General features: G+C 61.1%; 19 protein-coding genes and 1 pseudogene. 9 read left to right on the top strand and 11 right to left on the bottom strand.

From position 1 onward, the window contains the following. Nucleotides 1-2: 2 nt before the first annotated feature. Nucleotides 3-1,388, bottom strand: a complete 1,386-nt coding sequence (locus NKJ90_RS04270; RefSeq protein ID WP_023759489.1) for an aminotransferase family protein — start codon at nt 1,386-1,388, stop codon at nt 3-5. A gap of 1 nt (nt 1,389) precedes the next feature. Beyond that, complete coding sequence (locus NKJ90_RS04265; RefSeq protein WP_023759488.1) at nt 1,390-3,030, bottom strand: N,N-dimethylformamidase beta subunit family domain-containing protein; 1,641 nt, start codon at nt 3,028-3,030, stop codon at nt 1,390-1,392. Between the two features lie 156 nt (nt 3,031-3,186). On the opposite strand from NKJ90_RS04265, the gene NKJ90_RS04260 reads away from it, so the two are divergent. From NKJ90_RS04260 to NKJ90_RS04230, 7 genes are all read left to right on the top strand, one after another. After that, a complete protein-coding gene (locus tag NKJ90_RS04260) occupies nt 3,187-3,435 on the top strand; it encodes a ParB N-terminal domain-containing protein (protein WP_013532091.1) in 249 nt (82 codons plus the stop codon). A gap of 264 nt (nt 3,436-3,699) precedes the next feature. After that, nucleotides 3,700-4,098, top strand: a complete 399-nt coding sequence (locus tag NKJ90_RS04255; RefSeq protein ID WP_023759486.1) for a GFA family protein — start codon at nt 3,700-3,702, stop codon at nt 4,096-4,098. A 140-nt stretch (nt 4,099-4,238) separates the two neighbouring features. Continuing rightward, nucleotides 4,239-4,436 (top strand): hypothetical protein, encoded by a 198-nt coding sequence (locus tag NKJ90_RS04250; RefSeq protein ID WP_023759485.1) that lies wholly within the window; start codon nt 4,239-4,241, stop codon nt 4,434-4,436. A gap of 182 nt (nt 4,437-4,618) precedes the next feature. Continuing rightward, entirely contained in the window at nt 4,619-5,491 is an 873-nt protein-coding gene (gene uppP / locus NKJ90_RS04245; RefSeq protein ID WP_023759484.1) for an undecaprenyl-diphosphatase UppP, read from the top strand. Nucleotides 5,492-5,562: 71 nt separating this feature from the next. Next, entirely contained in the window at nt 5,563-6,351 is a 789-nt protein-coding gene (locus NKJ90_RS04240; protein ID WP_023759483.1) for a phosphodiester glycosidase family protein, read from the top strand. Nucleotides 6,352-6,527: 176 nt separating this feature from the next. After that, nucleotides 6,528-7,592: a glycoside hydrolase family 25 protein gene (locus NKJ90_RS04235; protein ID WP_352485707.1), complete on the top strand. Its 1,065-nt coding sequence runs from the start codon at nt 6,528-6,530 to the stop codon at nt 7,590-7,592. 323 nt (nt 7,593-7,915) lie between these two features. Continuing rightward, nucleotides 7,916-8,881 carry a DUF3592 domain-containing protein gene (locus NKJ90_RS04230; RefSeq protein WP_245266617.1) on the top strand — a complete coding sequence of 322 codons (966 nt, stop codon included), beginning with the start codon at nt 7,916-7,918 and terminating at the stop codon, nt 8,879-8,881. A gap of 15 nt (nt 8,882-8,896) precedes the next feature. On the opposite strand, the gene NKJ90_RS04225 is transcribed toward NKJ90_RS04230, so the two are convergent. Continuing rightward, nucleotides 8,897-9,256, bottom strand: coding sequence for a hypothetical protein (locus NKJ90_RS04225; RefSeq protein WP_023759479.1), 360 nt, complete (start codon nt 9,254-9,256; stop codon nt 8,897-8,899). Between the two features lie 175 nt (nt 9,257-9,431). Here NKJ90_RS04225 and NKJ90_RS04220 point away from each other — a divergent pair, with 175 nt between their 5' ends. Then, a complete protein-coding gene (locus NKJ90_RS04220) occupies nt 9,432-9,953 on the top strand; it encodes a hypothetical protein (protein ID WP_023759478.1) in 522 nt (173 codons plus the stop codon). A gap of 4 nt (nt 9,954-9,957) precedes the next feature. Continuing rightward, the gene (locus tag NKJ90_RS04215; protein ID WP_352485705.1) at nt 9,958-10,566 is read left to right on the top strand and encodes a hypothetical protein; all 609 of its coding nucleotides are present in this window, start codon (nt 9,958-9,960) and stop codon (nt 10,564-10,566) included. A gap of 150 nt (nt 10,567-10,716) precedes the next feature. On the opposite strand, the gene NKJ90_RS04210 is transcribed toward NKJ90_RS04215, so the two are convergent. The 8 genes and pseudogenes from NKJ90_RS04210 to NKJ90_RS04175 all read right to left on the bottom strand — a co-directional run bounded on the left by NKJ90_RS04210 (nt 10,717) and on the right by NKJ90_RS04175 (nt 20,002). After that, nucleotides 10,717-11,463 carry an AbiU2 domain-containing protein gene (locus NKJ90_RS04210; RefSeq protein WP_156938548.1) on the bottom strand — a complete coding sequence of 249 codons (747 nt, stop codon included), beginning with the start codon at nt 11,461-11,463 and terminating at the stop codon, nt 10,717-10,719. Between the two features lie 36 nt (nt 11,464-11,499). Next, nucleotides 11,500-11,706 carry a type II toxin-antitoxin system HicB family antitoxin gene (locus NKJ90_RS04205; protein ID WP_023759475.1) on the bottom strand — a complete coding sequence of 69 codons (207 nt, stop codon included), beginning with the start codon at nt 11,704-11,706 and terminating at the stop codon, nt 11,500-11,502. Between the two features lie 57 nt (nt 11,707-11,763). Continuing rightward, nucleotides 11,764-12,663, bottom strand: a pseudogene (locus NKJ90_RS04200) (DUF4238 domain-containing protein); the annotation flags it as partial. 214 nt (nt 12,664-12,877) lie between these two features. Continuing rightward, nucleotides 12,878-16,654 (bottom strand): vitamin B12-dependent ribonucleotide reductase, encoded by a 3,777-nt coding sequence (locus NKJ90_RS04195; protein WP_023759473.1) that lies wholly within the window; start codon nt 16,652-16,654, stop codon nt 12,878-12,880. A 665-nt stretch (nt 16,655-17,319) separates the two neighbouring features. Continuing rightward, nucleotides 17,320-17,631, bottom strand: coding sequence for a PilZ domain-containing protein (locus NKJ90_RS04190; RefSeq protein WP_023759472.1), 312 nt, complete (start codon nt 17,629-17,631; stop codon nt 17,320-17,322). A gap of 93 nt (nt 17,632-17,724) precedes the next feature. Continuing rightward, nucleotides 17,725-18,213 (bottom strand): NUDIX hydrolase, encoded by a 489-nt coding sequence (locus NKJ90_RS04185; RefSeq protein WP_023759471.1) that lies wholly within the window; start codon nt 18,211-18,213, stop codon nt 17,725-17,727. A 211-nt stretch (nt 18,214-18,424) separates the two neighbouring features. Next, a complete protein-coding gene (gene gpt / locus NKJ90_RS04180) occupies nt 18,425-18,925 on the bottom strand; it encodes a xanthine phosphoribosyltransferase (RefSeq protein ID WP_023759470.1) in 501 nt (166 codons plus the stop codon). 243 nt (nt 18,926-19,168) lie between these two features. Next, nucleotides 19,169-20,002: a universal stress protein gene (locus tag NKJ90_RS04175; protein ID WP_023759469.1), complete on the bottom strand. Its 834-nt coding sequence runs from the start codon at nt 20,000-20,002 to the stop codon at nt 19,169-19,171. Between the last annotated feature and the right edge of the window lie 74 nt (nt 20,003-20,076).

Below are 20,076 nucleotides of genomic sequence, written 5' to 3'. Positions count from 1 at the left end.
TTTTACCCCTGGCCTTCGATCGGCAGGTCGAGCTCGGAGGCCAAAACCTCCAGCGAGTCGCCGATGATGGAGACGATCTCGCCGACCTGCTGGCTAGTGACGATCATCGGCGGCGCGACCATGAAATTGTCGCTGTCGACGCCGCCCTTGACCTTGCGGCCATAGATGATCAGCCCGCGCCCATACGCGAGGTCGAGCAGCCTCTCCGTGGCCTTCTTGGTCTGGTCGATCGGTTTCAAGGTCTCGGGATCGGCGACCATCTGGGCGCCGGTGAGCAGGCCCTTGCCGCGCACGTCGGCGATGAACGGAAACCGCTTGGCCAGCGCCTTCAGCCCATCCATCAGCACGTCGCCCATGGCAGCCGCGTTGGCGATCAGGTCGAGCCGGTCCATTTCACCAAGGACAGCCAGGCCGGCGGCGCAGGCCAGCGGGTTGCCGGCATAGGTATGGCCGTGCTGGAAGCCGCCGGAGGCAAGCAGCGGCTGCACCAGCCGCATCGGTGCGGCCAATGCGCCAAGCGGCGCATAGCCCGAGCCAAGTCCCTTGGACAGCGCGACAATGTCGGGCTTGCAGTTCCAGTGATCGCCGCCGAGGAATTTGCCGGTGCGGCCGGCGCCGCTCATCACTTCATCATGGATGAGCAAGATGCCGTAGCGGTCGCAGATCTCGCGGATGCGCGGATAATAGCTGTCCGGCGCCACCAGGGCTGAGGTGGCAGCACCACCGATCGGCTCCATGATGAATGCGACCACGCTGCCTGGGCCTTCCGCAAGGATCTTCTCCTCCAGCATGTCGGCATAGCGGATGCCGCGCTGTTCCATAGAAAGGTTGTCGCGGTCGCGCCAGGCGTTCGGCGCCGGCACGGACGGCATCACCCGCATCATCGGCTCGAACGTTTCGGCAAGCGCATCGTCGCCGGTGATCGACAGCGAACCCAGCGTGCCGCCGTGATAGGAGGGAAAGCGGGTGATCACCTTCCAGCGGGTGGCCTGGCCGGTGGCGACGGCCCATTGCCGCGCCAGCTTGATGCAGGATTCCGTCGCTTCCGAGCCGCCCGAGACGAAGAAGATACGGTCCATGCCTTCCGGCAGCTTGCCGGCGAGTTCCCGCGCCAGCTCTTCCGCCGGCTCGTTTTCGAAATGCAGCCGATAGGCAAAGGTGGCGCGGTCCATCTGCCGCTTCATGGCGTCGAGCACATTGCGGTTGGAATGGCCGATATTGGCGACCATCGGGCCGCTCGATCCGTCGATGAAGCGGCGGCCGTCCTGCGTCCACATGTAGATGCCTTCGGCGCGGTCGATCAGCGGCCGGCGCAGGCTGGACAGATAGAACAAATGCGATTCTCGACGGATTTCCGTGTCTTGAGCGGCGGTCTGGGCTTTCGACATGTCAGGACTTTCCGAGATAACGATCGAGGACATTTTTTGTGACGCGTTCGACCATCGGGTCCTGTCTTAGCAGGCCTGCGACCCATTCGCAGCTTCCGGCGTGGAACACCTCGCCCTTGCCGCGCGGGAAATTGACGATCATGCCGTTGCCGCGTTTGACCTTTTCCAGATTGGCGTCGCTCGCCTCGCCGAACAGCGTTTCGGCGGTGAAGCGACCATCCTCATCGGTGAGGAACTGGTCCTCGATTGGTATATCGGCGCTTTCCTCGACCTGGGACGCCATGCCGACGGCGAGAACCTGCAGGCCTTCGGGCGCGCCGCTGGTGGCCGTGGGGTAGGGCAGGCCGCCGCGTATCTCGAAGTCGAGCCCGTCGACCTCATAGCCATAGACATGGCTGTCCGCGCCCAGCAGGTCGCCATAATAGATACCAGTGCCGGCGAAGGCCCAGTGCTCTGGCCGATAGACCGGAAAGCCGCGCACGCCGCGCGGCGCGCAACCGCCCCAGCCGGCATAGACGCCGCGCGTCGCATTGAGCCCGAAGGTCGCCGAACCAGGCCGGCCGATTTCCGGCGCTTCCCAAGAGTTGGTGGCGCGGGTGACATCACCGCCGCGATAGACGGGATCCTCGGCGCGCGCGCGGTATTTGTAGCAGACCTGCCGGCGGCCCTCATCCTCCAGCCGCGTCTGCCACATGAAATTGCCGGCAAAACGCGCCGCATGGCCGCCGCGGGTCACATAGGTGTCGACGGCGTCACGCATCTCCCAAGTCCAGTATTCGTCATGGCCGACAAAGACAACGCAGTCATAGCCGTCGAGAATTTCCGGCGAAAAATGCAGATCGTGCTGGCTGGCGAGATCGACGTCATAGCCGGCCCGTTCGGCGAAGCGGAAGAAGTGGCTGTCATAACTGGCCCAGCCGGACGAAGCGTATTTCTTCGAATGGCCGGTGGCGAGCGCCCATTCCATGTGCGGATAGCGCGGCACCGTCTTCGGCGGCACGGCGACTTCCAGCGGCACGCGCGGCGCATCTTTCGGCAGCACGACGAAGCCGCGGCACCAGGGGCGCTGCGTCGACACGATGGGCGAATACTGGTTGCGGTCCGGCCCGGTGATACCCTGGTAGTGGTTGGAGCCGCCCCAGGTGTTGTAGGCGAGCCAGGTCCCGGTCGCCGCCACCTGCAGCACACGGCCGGGCTTCTTTCCGGGCAGGGGCGTGACGATGAAAATATGGTGGCAATGGATCGGCTTGCCGTCACGGCCATCGGCGGTCAGCGTCACCCGGTAGGCGCCGGATGGCCAGTCCGCCTCGACGCGGAATTCGAACGAGGCGTCCCAGCCGCAGCCTTCGACCGAACATTGGTCGGGCGTGTCCTGCCTGCGCGCCGCGATACCCGTCTTCTCGAACACCTTGGTCTTGGAGCCACCGTCTCGGACGATCTCAATGTTGAACTGCGAGGCCGTCGAACTGACATGGAGCGCTACCGTTTCGCCGGCGCGATAGGAATACCGGTCGCTGTAGCACCAGATCTCGCCGCGCTCGCCATCCATGCCAGGCCATTCGTAATAGTGGCCGCGCACCGCGTGCCGGCGCTGCTCGGGCGTCAGTCCGAAATCGGGGAACTCGGTCGGCAGTTGGGTCATGAACACCGGAGAAGTTCGAAGGCCGCCATTTCGGCGATCTGCCGGTCCAGCGTCAAATGGAAACGATCGGGCCAGCATTCGTTAGCCGCGCCCTTGGCCCCCGTGGTCAAAGAGACTATCTCCACAAAGGGCGGCGTTTCCGCCACGGGGGTCGGCATGCTCAGAGTGCAAAAGGTCAAGGTCGACGAGATCTACGTGCCGACGGCGCGCAAGAAGACGCTGCATCCCGAGACTGTCCGCCATCTGGCCGAGGACATTCTCGAAAACGGCATGAAGACACCGATCCAGGTCCGCCATGACGGCAAGCGCCATATCCTCGTCGAGGGCCTGCATCGGCTGGAAGCGGCAAAGTGGCTCGGCGAGACCGAGATCGAGGCCTATCTGGTGCAAGCCAAGCGCCACTGACACGTCGACAAGAACACCCAGTTTGTCGATCAGATATGCTGCCCTAATAAGTCGAGAGCCCCGGCGATTGGCGCAAACGCGCCCATCGCTTCGCTCGGCGCTTTCATGCGCCAGAGCCGCGATTACTCCACCGAAGATGCCATCATGACTTCAGTCCCACCCACATCACCATAATCGATGACGTTGTATCAAAGCTTTTGAATTGACCCAATCGGCTCCGCCGCTACGCTCGCGGCTTATTCTCTCCAGCAACGGATCCGGGCGATGGCAAGATATGAAGGCGGATGCCTGTGCAAGGCGGTGCGCTACCGCACCGACGCTGCCCCCATCAACGAACGCGTCTGCCATTGCCGGGTGTGCCAGAAGGCGATCGGCGCCGCGTTCAACGCACGCGTGCTGTTTCGCATCGACGATTTGACGGTCGACGGGCCGCTGGCGACGATAAACTCCTCGCCGGACCTCAAGCGCGGCTTTTGCCCGAGCTGCGGCACGACGATGTTCTCCCGGCGCGATTCCGCGGGCATCATCGGCGTCACCACCGGTTCGCTCGACGACCCCACGGTTTTCAAGCCGCAAATGCATATTTTCATGGCCTCGAAGCAGCCCTGGCTGGTGCTCGATGACGGCCTGCCGCAATACGAAGGCGCGCCGCCGCCAGGTTAGTTTTTCCTTCGGAACGGAGGGCGCATGCTGAACAAAATTTAATCCAAATCAACACGAGATAGCCGGCAAAGCGTCATTGGCGGGCCATCTTTGTCTTCCTATTTATGGGGTGCGGGTAACGGCATTCGAGGAGACGACGGATGAACGACAGCATCAGCACCCTGGACGAGCTTTTGAGCGATCCGATGGTCCTGCTTGTGATGGAGCGCGATCGTGTGCGCCCCGAACAGGTGCGCATGCTGCTCGAACGGGTTCGCCGGCCTGCCGTCGATGAGCCCGTCGTTCCGCCGGCGCATGTGATCGCCAGGGCATGCCAGAAACTCTGGCTCTGCCCGTAATCGCCTTGCGATTTTCCTGTAAAGCCGGCCCAAGCTGGGCCGGTTTTCAATCGCTCACACCCCGACGCACCAGCTTACAAATCCGTAAATTGATTATCTGGCCCATGACTATAAGGCTTGCCCGGGATTAACCTCGACCGGTCGGTCCGCACCAGCCAATCTCTCATGTATGGAATTCGCCATTGGTCGACATCTGCACTCAAGGCCTGGACACGGGCTTCGTCGGCCTGGGCTATGCCAAGGTGGCGATCCTTGGCGTGGTGCAAGGCATCACCGAATTGCTGCCGATTTCCTCAACCGCCCATATGCGCATCGTGCCGGCTGTGCTTGGCTGGCAGGATCCGGGTTCCGCCTTCTCCGCCGCCATGCAACTCGCGGCTCTTGCCGCGGTGATCAGCTATTTCTGGGGTGACGTCAGGGGCATCCTGTTTGGTTCGCTCGATGCCCTGGCGCGGCGCGATTTCGCTGACCGGCATTTCAAGCTGGCGCTGTGGATCGTGCTGGCGACGATCCCGATCGTTATTGCCGGGGTGGCGCTGTCGGGCCTGCTCAATACCTGTAATTCGCCGCTGCGCAGCCTGACGGTGATCGGCTGGGCCTGCATCGCCATGGCGATCCTGCTGGCGCTGGCCGAGATTCTTGCCCGCCACCGGCGCACTGTGGACGAAGCCTCGCTGGCTGACGCGCTGCTTGTCGGCATCGCCCAGATCGGCGCACTGATTCCGGGCGTGTCTCGCTCAGGTTCGACCCTGACCGCGGCACTGGGGCTCGGCTTCAAGCGGGCCGAGGCGGCGCGTTTCTCGTTCCTGCTCGGGCTGCCCGCGATTGCGCTCGCCGGCCTCAAGGAGCTTTGGGAACTGCACAAGGTCCATCTCGACGCCCATGGCTGGTCGGTCCTTGCCGTCGGGCTGGTCGTCGCCTCGATCTCCGCCTTCTTCGCCATTTGGGGCCTGATGCGTGTGCTGGAGCGTTTTTCGGCCTGGCCGTTCGTCATCTATCGCGGCGTGCTCGGCGTCGTCCTGCTGCTGGGCGTCGCGATGGGCTGGCTCGTTTAGGGCACTTTCACAGTCTCGCTTGAAACGGGCTATATCCGTACCGGACCCCGAATCTGGATTCCGGTACGCGCATGGATTTTTTGACCCTTCTGCAATCGGTGCCGCCGCTGCTGGCGCTGGCCAAGAGCGCGCTGCCGTCGGTGGCGGCACTCGGCATGGGGTTTGGCCAGTGGGTTGCCGCGCTGCCGCCATGCCGGGACTTCGCCTTCGAGGCGACCAGCTATCTCGTGTGCGAGGTCGATCCGAAACGATATCAGGTCGAATTGTTCTGGAAGGACCCGGCGGGCAAGCCGTTTCAGTCGCTGCACAATCTCAGTTCCTCGCAGCAGGCGGTCGGGCGCACGATGCTGTTTGGCATCAATGCCGGCATGTATCATCCGAACCTCGCGCCGGTCGGTCTTTATGTCGAGCAGGGCCAGGAAATGGCTTCTGTGAAGACCGGGTCGGGAACCGGCAATTTTTCGCTGCAGCCGAACGGCATTTTCTACATGCGCGACGGCAAGGCGGCGGTCCGCGCCACCAAGGATTTTGTGAAAAGGCGTCCGCCCGTTGACTATGCGACGCAATCCGGGCCGATGCTGGTGATCGACGGCAAGCTGCACCCTAAATTCCAGGCCGACGGCACCTCGCGAAAAACCCGCGATGGTGTCGGCGTGCGTAGGGATGGCGTCGCGGTCTTCGCGATTTCGAACGGCACGGTAACCTTCCATGCCTTCGCCCGTCTTTTCCGCGACGCGCTCGGCTGCGACAATGCGCTGTTCCTCGACGGCACGATATCCAGCCTGTTTGCGCCGGCCATCGGCCGCAATGACGACTACTGGAATCTGGGGCCGATGATTGGGGTATTCAGAAAGCCGTAGCGGCTTTGCCCACAAGGCTGGCCGATCCCTTGCGCGGAGAGCCAGATTTCGCTGTTTGGCCTACGTGAAAAAAATTGATTCAAACTTTATTGGCAATTTCTCGTTCATAACTGGTCCGGTTTGTCCGTTGGCTGTCGTTTTGCCCTCGGTCTGTTGTGTTTTGAGTACAGGTCCAGATGCGGATTCCGGGCGCCATCAGTTTCTTGATCGCATCGCTATGCCTTGCCGGCTGCACGTCGACGGCCGGCGTCGATGCCTTGGATTTGCAGAAACCGTCGAGCGAAACAACCAGCTCGGTGATACGGCCGCCGGCACCCATCGCGGCAGTGCCTGCGTCCGCGACCAGGCGCGCGCCACGGGCGGAAACGGCGCCGGTAGACGAGAGCCCCCGGCCTTTCGGCCTGGCCGAAGAAGAGACGGTGGCACTTTCAGCACCTGACCCGTCGGACAGCGTCGAGCCGATGGTCGAGCCGGCGGCCCTGGTATCACCGCCGAGGCTGCTGAGCCGCGCAGCACCGCCGATGCTTGCCGGGCCCGTCACGCGCTATGGTTTTCGCGACGCCAAGCCGATCAATTTCGGCAAGGCTTCGCCCCGCCACCTCGCCGTGCACGGCGTCGATGTCTCGCGCTGGCAAGGCAACGTCAACTGGGAAAAGCTACGCGCCCAGGGCGCCAACTTCGCCTACATCAAGGCGACCGACGGCGGCGACCATCTCGATCCGATGTTCAACAGGAACTGGCGCAATGCCGACGCCGCCAGCCTGAAACGCGGCGCCTATCACTTCTTTTACTGGTGCCGCACGGCGGGCGAGCAGGCCGACTGGTTCATCCGCAACGTGCCCAGGGTCGAAGGCGCGCTGCCGCCGGTGATCGACGTCGAATGGAACGGCGAGTCCAGCTGCAAGCGGCGGCCTTCGCGCGAGAAGGTGCTGGAGAAGATGCAGGTGTTCATGGACAGGCTGGAGCGCTATTACGGCCAGCGGCCCATCATCTACACCGCGCCCGATTTCTATCGCGACAATCTGCGCGGCGCTTTTCTCGATTATCCGTTTTGGGTGCGGGCGGTGGCGCGGCACCCCTCAAAGGTCTACCCCGACCGCAAATGGCTGTTCTGGCAGTACTCCGGCTCCGGCCTGTCGCATGGCGTCACCGGCCGCATCGATCTCAACGTTTTCCACGGCGACGAGCGGCAATGGCGCGCCTGGGCCGGAGGTCGGGTTTCCGTCGCCGACGCCAACTGACGCGCGATGCGCGGTCGCCGCATATGGCCATCTTGTCAGCGTGGCCGGCGATGCGATTCATCGAAGGTGACATAGGCCAGGACTGCGGAGAATGATCCGAAATAGGTCAAGACCGCAGCGGTGATCATGAGGTCGTAAGTCGACACGTTGGTTCTCCCTTCGATTGATATCGAGAAGACAGCACACGCGGTGAATGTGCGTTGATCCAGATCAACGGAAGACAGTCGTTTCCAACTCCGAGGGGGAGGTTTCGCGAATAGACAAGACATTGCTGCCGCGTTGCTGTCTATGTGCAGGTTCCTGCACTCCTGGGGGGAGACGAGTTGGAGCTCAAGATTCTGCTTGTCGGCTTTGCCTGCGCGGTCGCCGGCATGTTGTCGCTCATCACCTTCTTGAAATGGCGCGAGGTGCAGGCGCTCAGCCGCTGGCTACCGGCGCCGGGAAAGATCATCTCGTCGCGCGTCGAGGCACGCGAGGTCCGCAGCTCTGGCAGCGGCTCGGATAGCAGCGATTCCACCGAGATGCGCAATTTCCCGGCCATCACCTTCGAGTACAAGGTTGGCGGCAAGACATTTCAAAGTTCGCGTTACAGCGTGCAGGAGAACCTTGGAAATTTCGAGGTCACGGAGACGCTTGCGCGGTTTGCCAAGGGCGCTCAGGTGACGGTGTTCTATGATCCGGCGGCTCCGGGCAAAGCCGTCATCGAGCGCACCATGCCCGAAGGCGCCTTCAAGTTCATGGTCCAGCTTTCGGCGGGGCTGGTGATCGGCGCGCTGGTGCTGGTGTTTTCCGTCGGCGGCATCCTGGAGGCGATCGGCTCGCATCTACCCAAGCCGCAGAACCTCGGCGCCGGTGCGCTGCTGTTGTTCACGGGCCTGTTCGCCCTGCGCATGGGCTTCGCCCAGAAGTCGCTTGCGGAGCAGGCGGCAAAATGGCCGGTCGCCGCCGGCCGCATCGACACCTCAGGCCTGCAGGCGCTGCGAACCCATGAAGGCTATCGACACTGGCGGACCGTCTTCAAATCCCGCATCGTCTACTCCTATGGCGTCTCCGGTCAGCGCTACAGCGCCGATCGCGTGACCTTTGGCGCCACGGTGATGGCTTCGCTGCCCGGCCTTGTCGGCGGTCAGGCACGGCAGTATGTCGAGGGCAGCAAGGTCGACGTGCACTATGACCTCGCCAACCCCGGTTCGGCGGTGCTCGAATGCCGGGTGCGCGGGCTCTGGATGCTATGGGTGTGTTCTGCTGGCTTGCTCGGCGGCGCCGCCTTTCTGGTCGGGCTGTTCTGAGGCGCCGGGATGCCGTCAGCAGCGGACGAGGGGGCCGCTGTCGAAGCCAGGCCAGGTGAACCGCAGCGTGGCGCCATATCTCACGATATGAATGATACGCGTGAACGGCTCCTCGATCGACGGGTCAGAGCCGTAGCATTGGCTTGCCTTCACCACCCAGCCCGTCGGGTTTTTGCGAAATGTCGCGTGCTCGCAGCCGAATTCGGGAAGCGACAACGCGGTCTGTTCCACGGTGAAGACGGTCTTGCTCTGGACGTCGGCGGCCGCGTGGCAGTTGAACCTGTCGCTCGACCATGTCCCGACATAGGGCGCCGCCGCCAGTGCCGTGCTGCCCGCGAATGCGGATATCGCCATCATCATTACCAAACGCTGCATCACCGGATTTTTCCCCATCGCCGTTGCGCTCGACCATACAGACTGTTGGGGATCAAGGGATATGTTTCGTCCAGGAGCGGATAAACGCAGCCGTTCCGGATTTCGCTTATGCTTTTGCGCGGATGATGCGACTGTGCGGGCCAGTACCCAGGCAACGCTTTCCCAGAGACATCTGATGACCACCCGCACACTGGCCTTCGTTTTTCTGGGCCTGCTTGGCCCGATGCAGGCGGCTAACGCCAAGGACTGTCTGCTGAGCCACGCCACCTATCGGGAACCGCGCTCGGGCGCCGTCATGCAATTTCGGCCGCTCGACAACGAGCCGGCGGCGCTGACGGCCGAAGTGTTTTCGCTGACCGTGCCCAATACCGTGACAAGCCTGCCGGCCGACATCACCTGGACCAACGGCAAGAATTCGTTTCCGCTCGGCACCATCCGCCACACCTGCACCAACGACGATCGCGAAGCGGGCCTGCAGGACGGCAGCGGGCTGTGCAGGATATGGGATGGCCAGGTCTACGCCCTGACCGGCGGCGGCGCCGAGCAGTTGAATTCGCGCGAAGCGACACCGGCGCCGAAAGGGCTGCTCTTGCCGGAATTCGGCGTGGCTTTTACCGAATGGGCCGATTTCGCCAACGCCAACCCCGATGGCTCGGCGTGGGATGCCTTCACGTTGACAGGATGCAGCGATGAATAGCGTCATGAGATCGATCAGCTTGACCTGCGCCCTGCTTGCGTCCGCGACGATATCCGCCGTGGCGGACGAGCCGGCGCCGTCACGCCCGCCCATCGACAAGTGCGTCTGGGAAAGGCTGACCGACAAGAGTGTCGGGCTGGGCGCCTGGACGCAGCGCTGCGACTTCGGCTTCCGCCAGATCCACTTCGAATTTGCCGGCAACGCACTCGCCATCAAATACAGCGATGGCGGCGCGGCCGACCCTCTTGTCGAGGTCTTCGACATCATATCAGGCGAAACCGCCGAGGCCGCATTGCAGCGCCTGTTCCTGGAAAAGACCGACAAGGCTGTCAGCGCGCGCTGCGTGCTCGCGCCCTACACGGAGGGCCCAGTGCCCGCCGGCGTCAAGCGCTACACATTCAGCCCCGACGCCGACTATGCGAAAGAGCTGAAAGCGGTAGCCGACCCCAACGAGGTTCCGGAGCCGCCCTGCGGCGACTGGGGTGAAGTGCCGGATGGCATCCAGTATTTCGAGATGCCACCAGGTGAGGGGCAGAAAGTGCTGTTCGTGCGTATAGGCCAGGACGAGCCGTTATTTGACGAGCAGACGCTGCGGGTGTTGCCGGCGGGGTAGGTGCCGGGATCAGCCGGTCCGGATTGAGTGAATCGAGTCTGAGCGCGTCTCGCCTTCCGGGCCCGAAGGGTGCGAGACAGGTGACTCGCCAGGCGGTGAAATGGCGCGCTGCGCCGAGACGGTCAAGGATCTTGGGCGGAGCGGCATTTTTCAACGCCTTGGACTGTGCGGAAGCTTCCAATGTTGCGTAATTTCGTATCGCTTCGCAGGATCAGGGCCATGCCCCATCCACTCGAATGAATGCTCGTAAGTGCCGTAGTTCCCGCGCGCATATTCGGCTTGGCGAAGCCTATCAAATTTCAGACCGTCCGCGATAACCGACATTACTTCGATGGCATCCTTGTCGCCCATGTCTATCAAACCCATATCGCCGCCAAAATGTTTGGCATTGATCCATCGAAACACCTCGTGGATGGAAAGGATCGCGTTTGTTACCTTTCTACCGGTGGCCGGCGCCAACTTATTTGCAACGCCTGTTATCTGTTCGAAATCATTGTGAGCAACACGCTTGTCACGCCAAGTTCGAGCAAATTGCGCTTTCCTCTCAGATGCAACTACGCGCTGTCGAAGTCGGATATTATGTTTGGAAAGATCGAGCTCCAGAAGTTTACGAACACTCAGATTTATTTTGCGTCCAGATTTCGCGGGGTCGGTAAGGCGACACAGACCCAGTAGTACGTCTTCGAACACAATTCCCTGAATTGAATGCCAAAAGTTTCCGCCGCTGTGGTTTAGGAGGTCAACGCGCTCTTGAGTTGAAAATAGAGCTTGATAGCGATCCCATGACGACGAGACTCGCCAAAGCTCTTGGCAACAATGGTGGAACGCGGTTCCGTAATCATTACCTAGAACGGCTCTGTCCTCTGCGAGAGCTTCCGCGGCCGATCTGTGTACCATCTCGCCCCCTAGAGCAACTCTGCTGGCGGCTGCCTGCTATGCCTCCACGTACTCTGCGAGGCTGACACCGTTAGGCACATCCAGCCCATCGGCGCGCAAGCCTTCAATATGGAAGCGTATTGCGTCGCGAATTTCGGTCTCCACCTCAGACACGGTCGCGCCGGTCGCGATGCAGCCAGGCAAGTCCGGCACATAAGCAGAGAAATTATCGCCTGCTTCTTCAATTACTACTGCGTAGCGCATGTCATCGGCCCATTAGGTGGATTAGTCAGCGTTACAGCTCACGTTCCTGTCAGAATCTCATCGCCGGAATGGGTATTCCCATGCATTCGATAGAGCTGAGGGCTGTCCGATCTTGTAGCTTATTCGCTGCACCAAGCCGTTGCCAACTATCGAACGTTCGAAGTCCGGAACTGGCCCCTTATCGAAATAGTTGGATGCTAAGGTTTCGATATCTCCCCGTCGGCTAAATATATAGCGATCGGCAAAAAGAGATACTACCTCATTGATGCGATCTATCGTCTGGCGGCTGCGTACCTCCCTGTGTAATGCGTCCGTCTGCTTTCTGGTGTCCAGATACAACGCTATCCGCGGAGTTATCGGGAAGACAAGTTCAAAATCATCAAAATTTCCGACGTTGTATGGAACGATCTTACTTATCGGCGTTCCAGATTTAAAGTAGCAAACTGGATTATCGCTAGAAATAAAATCAACGGCCGTCTCGTTGTGTATAAAAACAGGTACGTTGTATCGACTCATTACAGGCAGCATGCCTTTAATGATATTTGGCATCGAAAGAAGGGCGGTGTGTGGGTCGATGTTTATTTGAATTATGCCGGCATTCATCAAGTCTTGCATTCTAATCGGTTTCGATGCGTCTCCTGTTGTCTTCCGATAAATTTCCAACAAGGCCTCTGGTACGGGAGCTGAAACTGCATCCGATATCCTAGCAACAGAGTCTCGCAAAAGGCTCATGACCGATCTAAGCGCGTTAGGTACACGGCATCGCATGGACAAGAGGAATTCAGTGAAATGTTTAATTTCATCAAGTGAGAGCGGTTTCTTTTCCGCGATAATGTTCACAGCTCGGTCCCAGCCGCTCTCTATCGTGTCGGAAAAAAGTCTCTCGATCGCGTTGTCAAAACACGCCTCAGCGTGAACTGGTTGTGAGTATAGATATTTCTCTTTGAACGCCGATTTGGGGGAAGTACAGAAAAGTCTACAATTTTCTCACATGTCGTAGATTTTGATGCAGCCGTCTCCGTCCGAGAAATGCTTCGAATAGGTCTCCGGGATGTAGTGCTGTTGCTTGGGCTCTGGTGGCATTTTTATAAGCCTCCGCTCTCAGCACGTCTCTTGTGCCGAGAGCGGATTCGCGTTGTTGGTGGTGGGCGGCGGCGGCGCGTGAATTTCCTCAGCTGCACCCGCTCGTCGAGCCGCACGTATCGCATTTCTCACACGTCCCGTTGCGCACCATCGTGAAATTCTGGCACTCGGAGCAGGCATTGCCGGTGTAGCCCTGGAGCAGGGACTTGGCGCGGCGGTCGTTGGCGAGTTTCTTGGCTTCGGCCGCCTCAACGGCCGCGGCGTCGGTGAACAATCCCGCCGTGGCGTCCGAAGCAGCCGCTTCCTCGAAGGCGATGTCCTCGGCCAATTCCTTGGCCCGCTCCTCATAGTCGCGCTTGTAGGCGACCGCTTCGTCGCTTGTCGGTTTCAGCGCCAGCACGTTGGAGCCGGAGAAAGCTGTCGGCACTGAGCGGGCAGGGGCGCCCGAGGGAGCCGCAAAGCCTTTCGGATCATTGCCGCTGACGCGCGACACCAGCTTCACCGGCGAGGCGCCGCGGGTCAGGCCCTTGGAGACCGCATCCGTCTTGCCTTCGCTGATGCCGCGGCCAAGTGCGGTGTTGGAAAAGTCCGACTGGTCGACATGGGCGAGGTCGTTGCGGCCGAGATAGGAGATCGCCAGTTCGCGGAACACGTAGTCGAGGATCGACGTCGCGCTCTTGATCGCATCGTTGCCCTGCACCATGCCGGCCGGCTCGAACTTGGTGAAGGTGAAGGCGTGCACATATTCATCGAGCGGCACGCCATATTGCAGGCCGAGCGAGATGGCGATGGCGAAGTTGTTGAGAAGGCCACGCAGCGTCGCGCCTTCCTTGTTCATGTCGATGAAGATCTCGCCGAGGCGGCCATCGTCATATTCGCCGGTGCGCAGGAAGATGGTGTTGCCGCCGATCTTGGCTTTCTGCGTGTAGCCCTTGCGGCGGCCAGGCAGCTTTTCCTGCTCGCGCGACACGCGTTCGATGATGCGCTCGACAATCCGTTCGGTGATCTGCGCCGTGCGCGCCGCCGCCGGTGCGGCGATCAACTGCTCGAGAGCTTCGTCCTCGTCGTCCTCGCCATCGGCGAGCAGCGAGGAGTTGAGCGGCTGCGACAGCTTCGAGCCGTCGCGGTAGAGCGCATTGGCCTTCAGCGCCAGCTTCCACGACAGCATGTAGGCGCCCTTGGCGTCTTCCACCGTCGCATCGTTGGGCATGTTGATGGTCTTGGAGATGGCGCCGGAGATGAAGGGCTGCGCCGCCGCCATCATCTGGATGTGGCTGTTGATCGAAAGCGAGCGCTTGCCGATCTTGCCGCACGGGCTGGCGCAGTCGAACACAGCCAGGTGTTCGGGCTTGAGGAAGGGCGCGCCTTCCAGCGTCATCGCACCGCAGACATGGATGTTGGCGGCCTCGATGTCCTTCCTGGAGAAGCCGAGCGCCGGCAACATCTCGAACGAAAAGTCGTTGAGCTGCTCGTCGGTGAAGCCGAACGTCTCCTTCACCCAGTCGGCGCCGAGCGTCCACTGGTTGAAGACGAACTTGATGTCGAAGGCGGACTTCAAGGCTGCGTTGAGCGCCGCGATCTTCTCGTCGGTGAAACCCTTTGCCTTGAGCGCGCCGGGGTTGATGGCGGGTGCCTGGTTGAGATTGCCGTGGCCGACCGCATAAGCCTCCATCTCGCCGATCTGGGCTTCGGAGTAGCCGAGCGTGCGCAGCGCCTCCGGCACGGCGCGGTTGATGATCTTGAAATAGCCGCCGCCGGCGAGCTTCTTGAACTTCACCAGGGCGAAGTCGGGCTCGATGCCGGTGGTGTCGCAATCCATGACCAGGCCGATCGTGCCGGTCGGCGCGATCACGGTCGCCTGCGCATTGCGGTAGCCATGCTCCTCGCCAAGCTCGATGGCGCGGTCCCAGGCGGCCTTGGCGTGGGCGGCGAGGTCCTGCTGCTTCAGGTCGGAAGCGACCAGCGGCACCGGATTGACGGCGAGCTTCTCATAGCCCTGCTTTTCGCCATAGGCGGCACGGCGATGGTTGCGCATGACGCGCAACATGTTCTGCGCGTTGCGGTCGTAGTCGGCGAAGGCGCCAAGCTCGGAAGCCATCTCGGCCGATGTGGCATAGGCGACACCCGTCATGATCGCGGTGAGTGCGGCGCAGATGGCGCGGCCCTCGTCGGAATCGTAGGGAATGCCCGAGGTCATCAGCAGGCCGCCGATATTGGCATAGCCGAGGCCGAGCGTGCGGTATTCATAAGACTGCTTGGCGATCTCCTTCGACGGGAACTGCGCCATCATCACGGAGATTTCCAGCACGATGGTCCACAGCCGTACGGTGTGCTCGTAGGCGGCGATGTCGATGGTGCCGTCGGCATTGCGGTAAGGCAGCAGGTTGATCGAGGCCAGGTTGCAGGCCGTGTCGTCGAGGAACATGTATTCCGAGCACGGGTTGGAGGCCCGGATCGCTCCGGCGGAAGCGCAGGTGTGCCAGTCGTTCATCGTCGTGTTGAAATGCAGGCCCGGATCGGCCGATGCCCAGGCGGCATAGCCGATCTTTTCCCAGAGATCCCTGGCCTTCAGCGTCTTCAGCACCTTGCCGTCCTTGCGGGCGGTCAGGTGCCAGTCGCCATCGTCCTCGACAGCGCGCAGGAAATTGTCCTTCAGCGACACCGAATTGTTGGAGTTCTGGCCCGAAACCGTGAGGTAGGCATCCGAATCCCAGTCGGTGTCGTAAGTCTTGAACGACATCGACGAATAGCCCTGCTTGGCGAACTGGATGACGCGGTAGATGTAGTTCTCCGGCACGGCGGACTTCTTGGCCGCCTTGATCTCGCGCTTCAGCGCGGAGTTGATCGACGGATCGAAGCAGTCGTTGCCATTGCCTTCGCAGTTGACGCAGGCCTTCATGATCGCTTCGAGATGCTTCTTGACGATCTTGGAGCCGGTCACCAGCGAGGCGACCTTCTGCTCTTCATTGACCTTCCAGTCGATGAATTCCTCGATATCGGGGTGGTCGGCGTCGACGATGACCATTTTGGCGGCGCGGCGCGTCGTGCCGCCCGACTTGATGGCGCCTGCCGCGCGGTCGCCGATCTTGAGGAAGCTCATCAGGCCGGACGAGCGGCCGCCGCCCGACAGCTTTTCGCCTTCGCCACGCAGCAGCGAGAAGTTGGAGCCGGTGCCGGAGCCATATTTGAACAGACGCGCTTCACGCACCCAGAGGTCCATGATGCCGCCCTCGTTGACGAGGTCGTCCTGCACGCCCTGGATGAAGCAGGCGTGCGGCTGCGGATGCTCGTAGGAGGATTTCGACTTGGTCAGCTTGCCGGTGAACGGGTCGACATAGAAGTGGCCCTGGCTCGGGCCGTCGATGCCATAAGCCCAGTGCAGGCCGGTGTTGAACCATTGCGGTGAATTCGGCGCCACGCGCTGCGTCGCCAGCATATAGGCAAGCTCGTCACGGAAGGCGCGCGCGTCTTCCTCCGACGCCTTGAAGTAGCCGCCCTTCCAGCCCCAATAGGTCCATGTACCGGCCAGCCGGTCGAACACCTGGCGGGCGTCGATCTCGGAGCCGTAGCGCTCGGCTTCCGGCAGCTTGGCAAGTTCGGCCTCGTCGGCGACGGAGCGCCACAGGAAGGAGGGGACGTCGTTCTCCTCGACCTTCTTCAGGCGCGCGGGGACACCTGCCTTGCGGAAATACTTCTGCGCCAGGATGTCGGCGGCAACCTGGGAGAATTGCGCCGGCACATCGATGTTGTCCAAGCGGAACACCACCGAACCATCCGGATTCTTGATCTCCGAAAGCGCCTTGCGGAATTCGATCTCCGCATAGGCAGATTGTCCTGGCTTGGTGAAACGACGCTCGATGCGCATTGGTCCGGTCCCTTTTGTCTACATATAGCGCTTTCGTCAGGGGATTTCTGCCCCCAATGCGAAACGCGCATGTCCGCCGTCTGCCGGCGTTCGAAAACGGCCGGCTCTCCATTTCGCGGTCTCCGCCGACCCTGCTGGTCAAAACTCCTTGCGAAGTTACTGTCCAACGCGCTGGCGAACCCTACGGGTCCCTCAAAACTGATTTTTTTCGATTCCCTCACTTGAGGGAAAATTCACACTATCTAGCGTCGAACCTACCTGCAAACACTAAATATAGTGTTAACAGACAATTTATTCAAGCCCGACAATTGTCCCAATTGTCCCCAACCGCCCCACAATTCCAACGCTTCCGCCGGCCTCGTAAACGGGCGGAAATGCGAGCAAAAACGCACATAATCCGGGAAAAAGACCGGGCTCAGAACTTTCCGGTCGCACTCTCAACAGAAGCGCATGGCCTATAAAAGGCGACTCGTTTTGCGCCGTCAAGGATTCGTTTGCGTAGCTTTTGTGACCCCAACATCTTGTGTGTCACACATGTGGATAACGGGGATAGAAAGCCGGCGCGGGGATCGCAATTTGCCGCCCAATGGGAAACGTGGATGCGGCAAGGCTCGCCAGTGGATCTAAGCTGAGGCCCAAGCTTGCCACACCAGGTCCAGGCAGGATCAGCCGTAGTGAAGCCGGGGTTTTGGCTCGGTGCCGGTGAACTGCACTCCGAGGCGGTCGTTGTGCCGCCAGCGAACCTCGCATCGATAGGCAATGCCGTCGAGCGGCACATAGAGAAGGAAGCGATCGGGAACGCGGGCTTCGAGCGGTATCTTCAGTTCGGCGCCGCTTTCGTGCTGATTGCGCAGCGTGCAACCGACTTCCGAATTCGAAATTCCGGTGATGATCGACCCGCCCTTGAGCACGCGCGGACGATGCTCGCGCTGGGGCTGGCCGGACTGGTTCGGATTTGGACTCGCAGGGTTCGCCATCGATGAAAAATACCAGAGCTACCGAATCGTATCTTTGATTCCTTAGCAAAGCATTCACGTTGAGGCGCGGCGCCGCGGCCGTTCAATGTCCCTTCAGGGGAAGCTGTGCGGGTCGGCACAGAAATAGGCGATGATCTGGCAAAGGTCGGGCTCGTTGATCATGCGCACGGCTTCGCTGGAACTGACCCATTTGCGCGTGCGGAAGTTTTTTTCCTTCCAGCGGTCGGCGACCTTGTCGACGTGCAGCGGGAACACCAGGACCTCGCACGGCACTTCTTCGCCGGAAGCCAGTACCTTGGCGTAGAAGTAACGGCCGGCTTCGAGATGGGAGACAGTCCCGCGCAGTCCAGCTTCCTCGCCGGCCTCGCGCGCAGCCGCCTCGCAGAGCGGCTCCCTGGCCTCGGGCCAACCCTTGGGCAATACCCAGCGGCCGGTGTCGCGGCTGGTGATCAGCATGATCTCGACACCGTTTCCGGTATCGCGCCAGGGTAGGGCGGCAACCTGCAGCCGGCACGGGGCCGTGCCGAAGAGCCGTCGGACCCTTTCGGCCAGATGATTATGCGTCGTTGGCCTCGTCAACATCGAAGAAGCTAGCCCCAGCCTCCGGAATCGTTTGCCGTCTCACGAATCTTACGGCTAATTGTCGGCAATAAAAGTAAAAAATTTCGTTCGCCCGGCTGAGTTCCGTCGATAGATGTCGATTTCACAAAATATCTGGCCTGCCGGGCCCGTTTGCGAAAGCAAATAGCGCCCGGTGCAAGCTGCTGATCTGTAATAGGCAGGTTGTTGCGAATCAGCCGGCGTGGTCCTCGGCGATCGGCTTCTGGTAGGTGAAGCCCATGTCCCATGGAAAATAGATCCAGGTGTCCTGGCTGACTTCGGTGATGAATGTGTCGACCAGCGGCCGGCCTTTCGGCTTGGCATAGACGGTGGCGAAATGCGCCTTCGGCATCATCGCGCGCACGATGCCCGCCGTCTTCCCGGTGTCGGTCAGGTCGTCGATGATCAGCACGCCGGCACCATCTTCGGTGAGCAAGGTCGGTGTAATCTCTTTGAGGACCTGCATCTGCCCCTGACTGGTATAGTCATGGTAGGAGGCGACGCAGACCGTCTCGATGACCCGGATGCCGAGTTCGCGTGAGATGATCGCAGCGGGAACCAGCCCGCCTCGGGTGATGCAGACGATCGCTTTCCATTGGCCCTTGTTGGCGCTGGCAAGCCGCCAGGCGAGCGCGCGGGCGTCACGATGGAACTGGTCCCAGGAGACCGGAAAGGCTTTTTCGGGAAGGGACATGTCGCGCACTCCGCAGCACGCGGGGATCGCGCGCAAGAAACAGGGGAATGCGCGCGGAATTAGCTGGAAAGCCCCCGTCTTGGCAAGAGCGGCGGTCTTGGCAAGAGCAGGGGTCTTGGCCAGGGCAGGCCTGAGCGATCGCTGTGGACTTCAAACGCGTCGCATCAAAACAGATTCATGCGATCCGCTTCAAGTCTGCATGTCATCGTCTCAAAATCCGCGACCATTTTTGCGCGACATGCGTCAACGCGACAGGAAGGCTGCCACTGGCGCGGTGCGCAGCACACTGCGGGTCACGCCGCCGAACAGAAGTTGTCGCAGCCAGGAGTGGCTGTAGGCGCCGAGCACCAGCAGATCGGCGCCGGTCTCCGCGATCCTGGTCTGGATGATGTCGTCGATCGAATTGCCGCCCGACTGTTGCAGCGAGACACTGACGGTGGCGCCGTGGCGCGACAGCGCCGACGCGATTTCGGCGCCGGCGGCCTCCGGACTGTCGTCGAGCGTTTCAGGCGGGTCGATGACCAATATGTCGGTCTTCTCGGCTTCGATGATGAAGGGCAGCGCGTCGAAGGCGGCGCGCGCCGCCTCCTTGCTGCCGTTCCAGGCGAGCAGTACGTGTTTGAAGGTGGTGATCAGCGGCCCCCCATGCGGCACCACCAGCACCGGGCGGCCGGCATCATAGACCAGCGTGTCGACATCCGCGCTCGGGTCACCGCCCGTTTCGCGCTGCGCCGCAATGATCAGATCGGCGGCGCGCACGCTCGAAATGCCGGTCAGCGCGCTGTCGCCCGAAAAGCTCTCAAGGCTTCGCCACTCGAAGGATAGGCCGGAATCCTCGATACGCTTGAGGAAAGTCGCTTCCAGTTTTTTAGCGCGCTCCCGGTTCATGTCGGCCGAAACCTGCAGGAATTCCGTGTCCGGAAAGCCCGTGGCCGAAGTGTAAGGCACGGGAAGCGTTTCGGCGTGGATACCGATCAGATGGCTCTGGAACCGGGTGGCGAGCGGAATGGCGCAGTCGAGCACGCGCTCCGCGTCCTGCTCGTTCTGCAGTATGGCGACGATGGTTTTGAAGCGCATGATAATCCCTCAATCTGCGAGCTACCGAACTCGTGCCGAGGAAACGTTGCAGCGACGTGCTTGGTTCCGGTCTG

This window comes from Mesorhizobium sp. M0051 (genome assembly GCF_040323235.1).
Lineage (GTDB): Bacteria > Pseudomonadota > Alphaproteobacteria > Rhizobiales > Rhizobiaceae > Mesorhizobium.
This window is presented reverse-complemented; position numbering and strand designations above follow the sequence as displayed.

What these genes read in the sequence shown, in the direction of transcription:
- NKJ90_RS04225 (WP_023759479.1), bottom strand. Translation starts at nt 9,256, where the DNA reads ATGCAGCGTTTGGTAATGATGATGGCGATATCCGCATTCGCGGGCAGC.
- NKJ90_RS04215 (WP_352485705.1), top strand. Translation starts at nt 9,958, where the DNA reads ATGAGATCGATCAGCTTGACCTGCGCCCTGCTTGCGTCCGCGACGATA.
- NKJ90_RS04190 (WP_023759472.1), bottom strand. Translation starts at nt 17,631, where the DNA reads ATGGCGAACCCTGCGAGTCCAAATCCGAACCAGTCCGGCCAGCCCCAG.
- NKJ90_RS04260 (WP_013532091.1), top strand. Translation starts at nt 3,187, where the DNA reads ATGCTCAGAGTGCAAAAGGTCAAGGTCGACGAGATCTACGTGCCGACG.
- gpt (WP_023759470.1), bottom strand. Translation starts at nt 18,925, where the DNA reads ATGTCCCTTCCCGAAAAAGCCTTTCCGGTCTCCTGGGACCAGTTCCAT.
- NKJ90_RS04270 (WP_023759489.1), bottom strand. Translation starts at nt 1,388, where the DNA reads ATGTCGAAAGCCCAGACCGCCGCTCAAGACACGGAAATCCGTCGAGAA.
- NKJ90_RS04240 (WP_023759483.1), top strand. Translation starts at nt 5,563, where the DNA reads ATGGATTTTTTGACCCTTCTGCAATCGGTGCCGCCGCTGCTGGCGCTG.
- NKJ90_RS04250 (WP_023759485.1), top strand. Translation starts at nt 4,239, where the DNA reads ATGAACGACAGCATCAGCACCCTGGACGAGCTTTTGAGCGATCCGATG.
- NKJ90_RS04195 (WP_023759473.1), bottom strand. Translation starts at nt 16,654, where the DNA reads ATGCGCATCGAGCGTCGTTTCACCAAGCCAGGACAATCTGCCTATGCG.
- NKJ90_RS04265 (WP_023759488.1), bottom strand. Translation starts at nt 3,030, where the DNA reads ATGACCCAACTGCCGACCGAGTTCCCCGATTTCGGACTGACGCCCGAG.
- NKJ90_RS04175 (WP_023759469.1), bottom strand. Translation starts at nt 20,002, where the DNA reads ATGCGCTTCAAAACCATCGTCGCCATACTGCAGAACGAGCAGGACGCG.
- NKJ90_RS04220 (WP_023759478.1), top strand. Translation starts at nt 9,432, where the DNA reads ATGACCACCCGCACACTGGCCTTCGTTTTTCTGGGCCTGCTTGGCCCG.
- NKJ90_RS04205 (WP_023759475.1), bottom strand. Translation starts at nt 11,706, where the DNA reads ATGCGCTACGCAGTAGTAATTGAAGAAGCAGGCGATAATTTCTCTGCT.
- NKJ90_RS04210 (WP_156938548.1), bottom strand. Translation starts at nt 11,463, where the DNA reads ATGGTACACAGATCGGCCGCGGAAGCTCTCGCAGAGGACAGAGCCGTT.
- NKJ90_RS04235 (WP_352485707.1), top strand. Translation starts at nt 6,528, where the DNA reads ATGCGGATTCCGGGCGCCATCAGTTTCTTGATCGCATCGCTATGCCTT.
- NKJ90_RS04255 (WP_023759486.1), top strand. Translation starts at nt 3,700, where the DNA reads ATGGCAAGATATGAAGGCGGATGCCTGTGCAAGGCGGTGCGCTACCGC.
- NKJ90_RS04185 (WP_023759471.1), bottom strand. Translation starts at nt 18,213, where the DNA reads ATGTTGACGAGGCCAACGACGCATAATCATCTGGCCGAAAGGGTCCGA.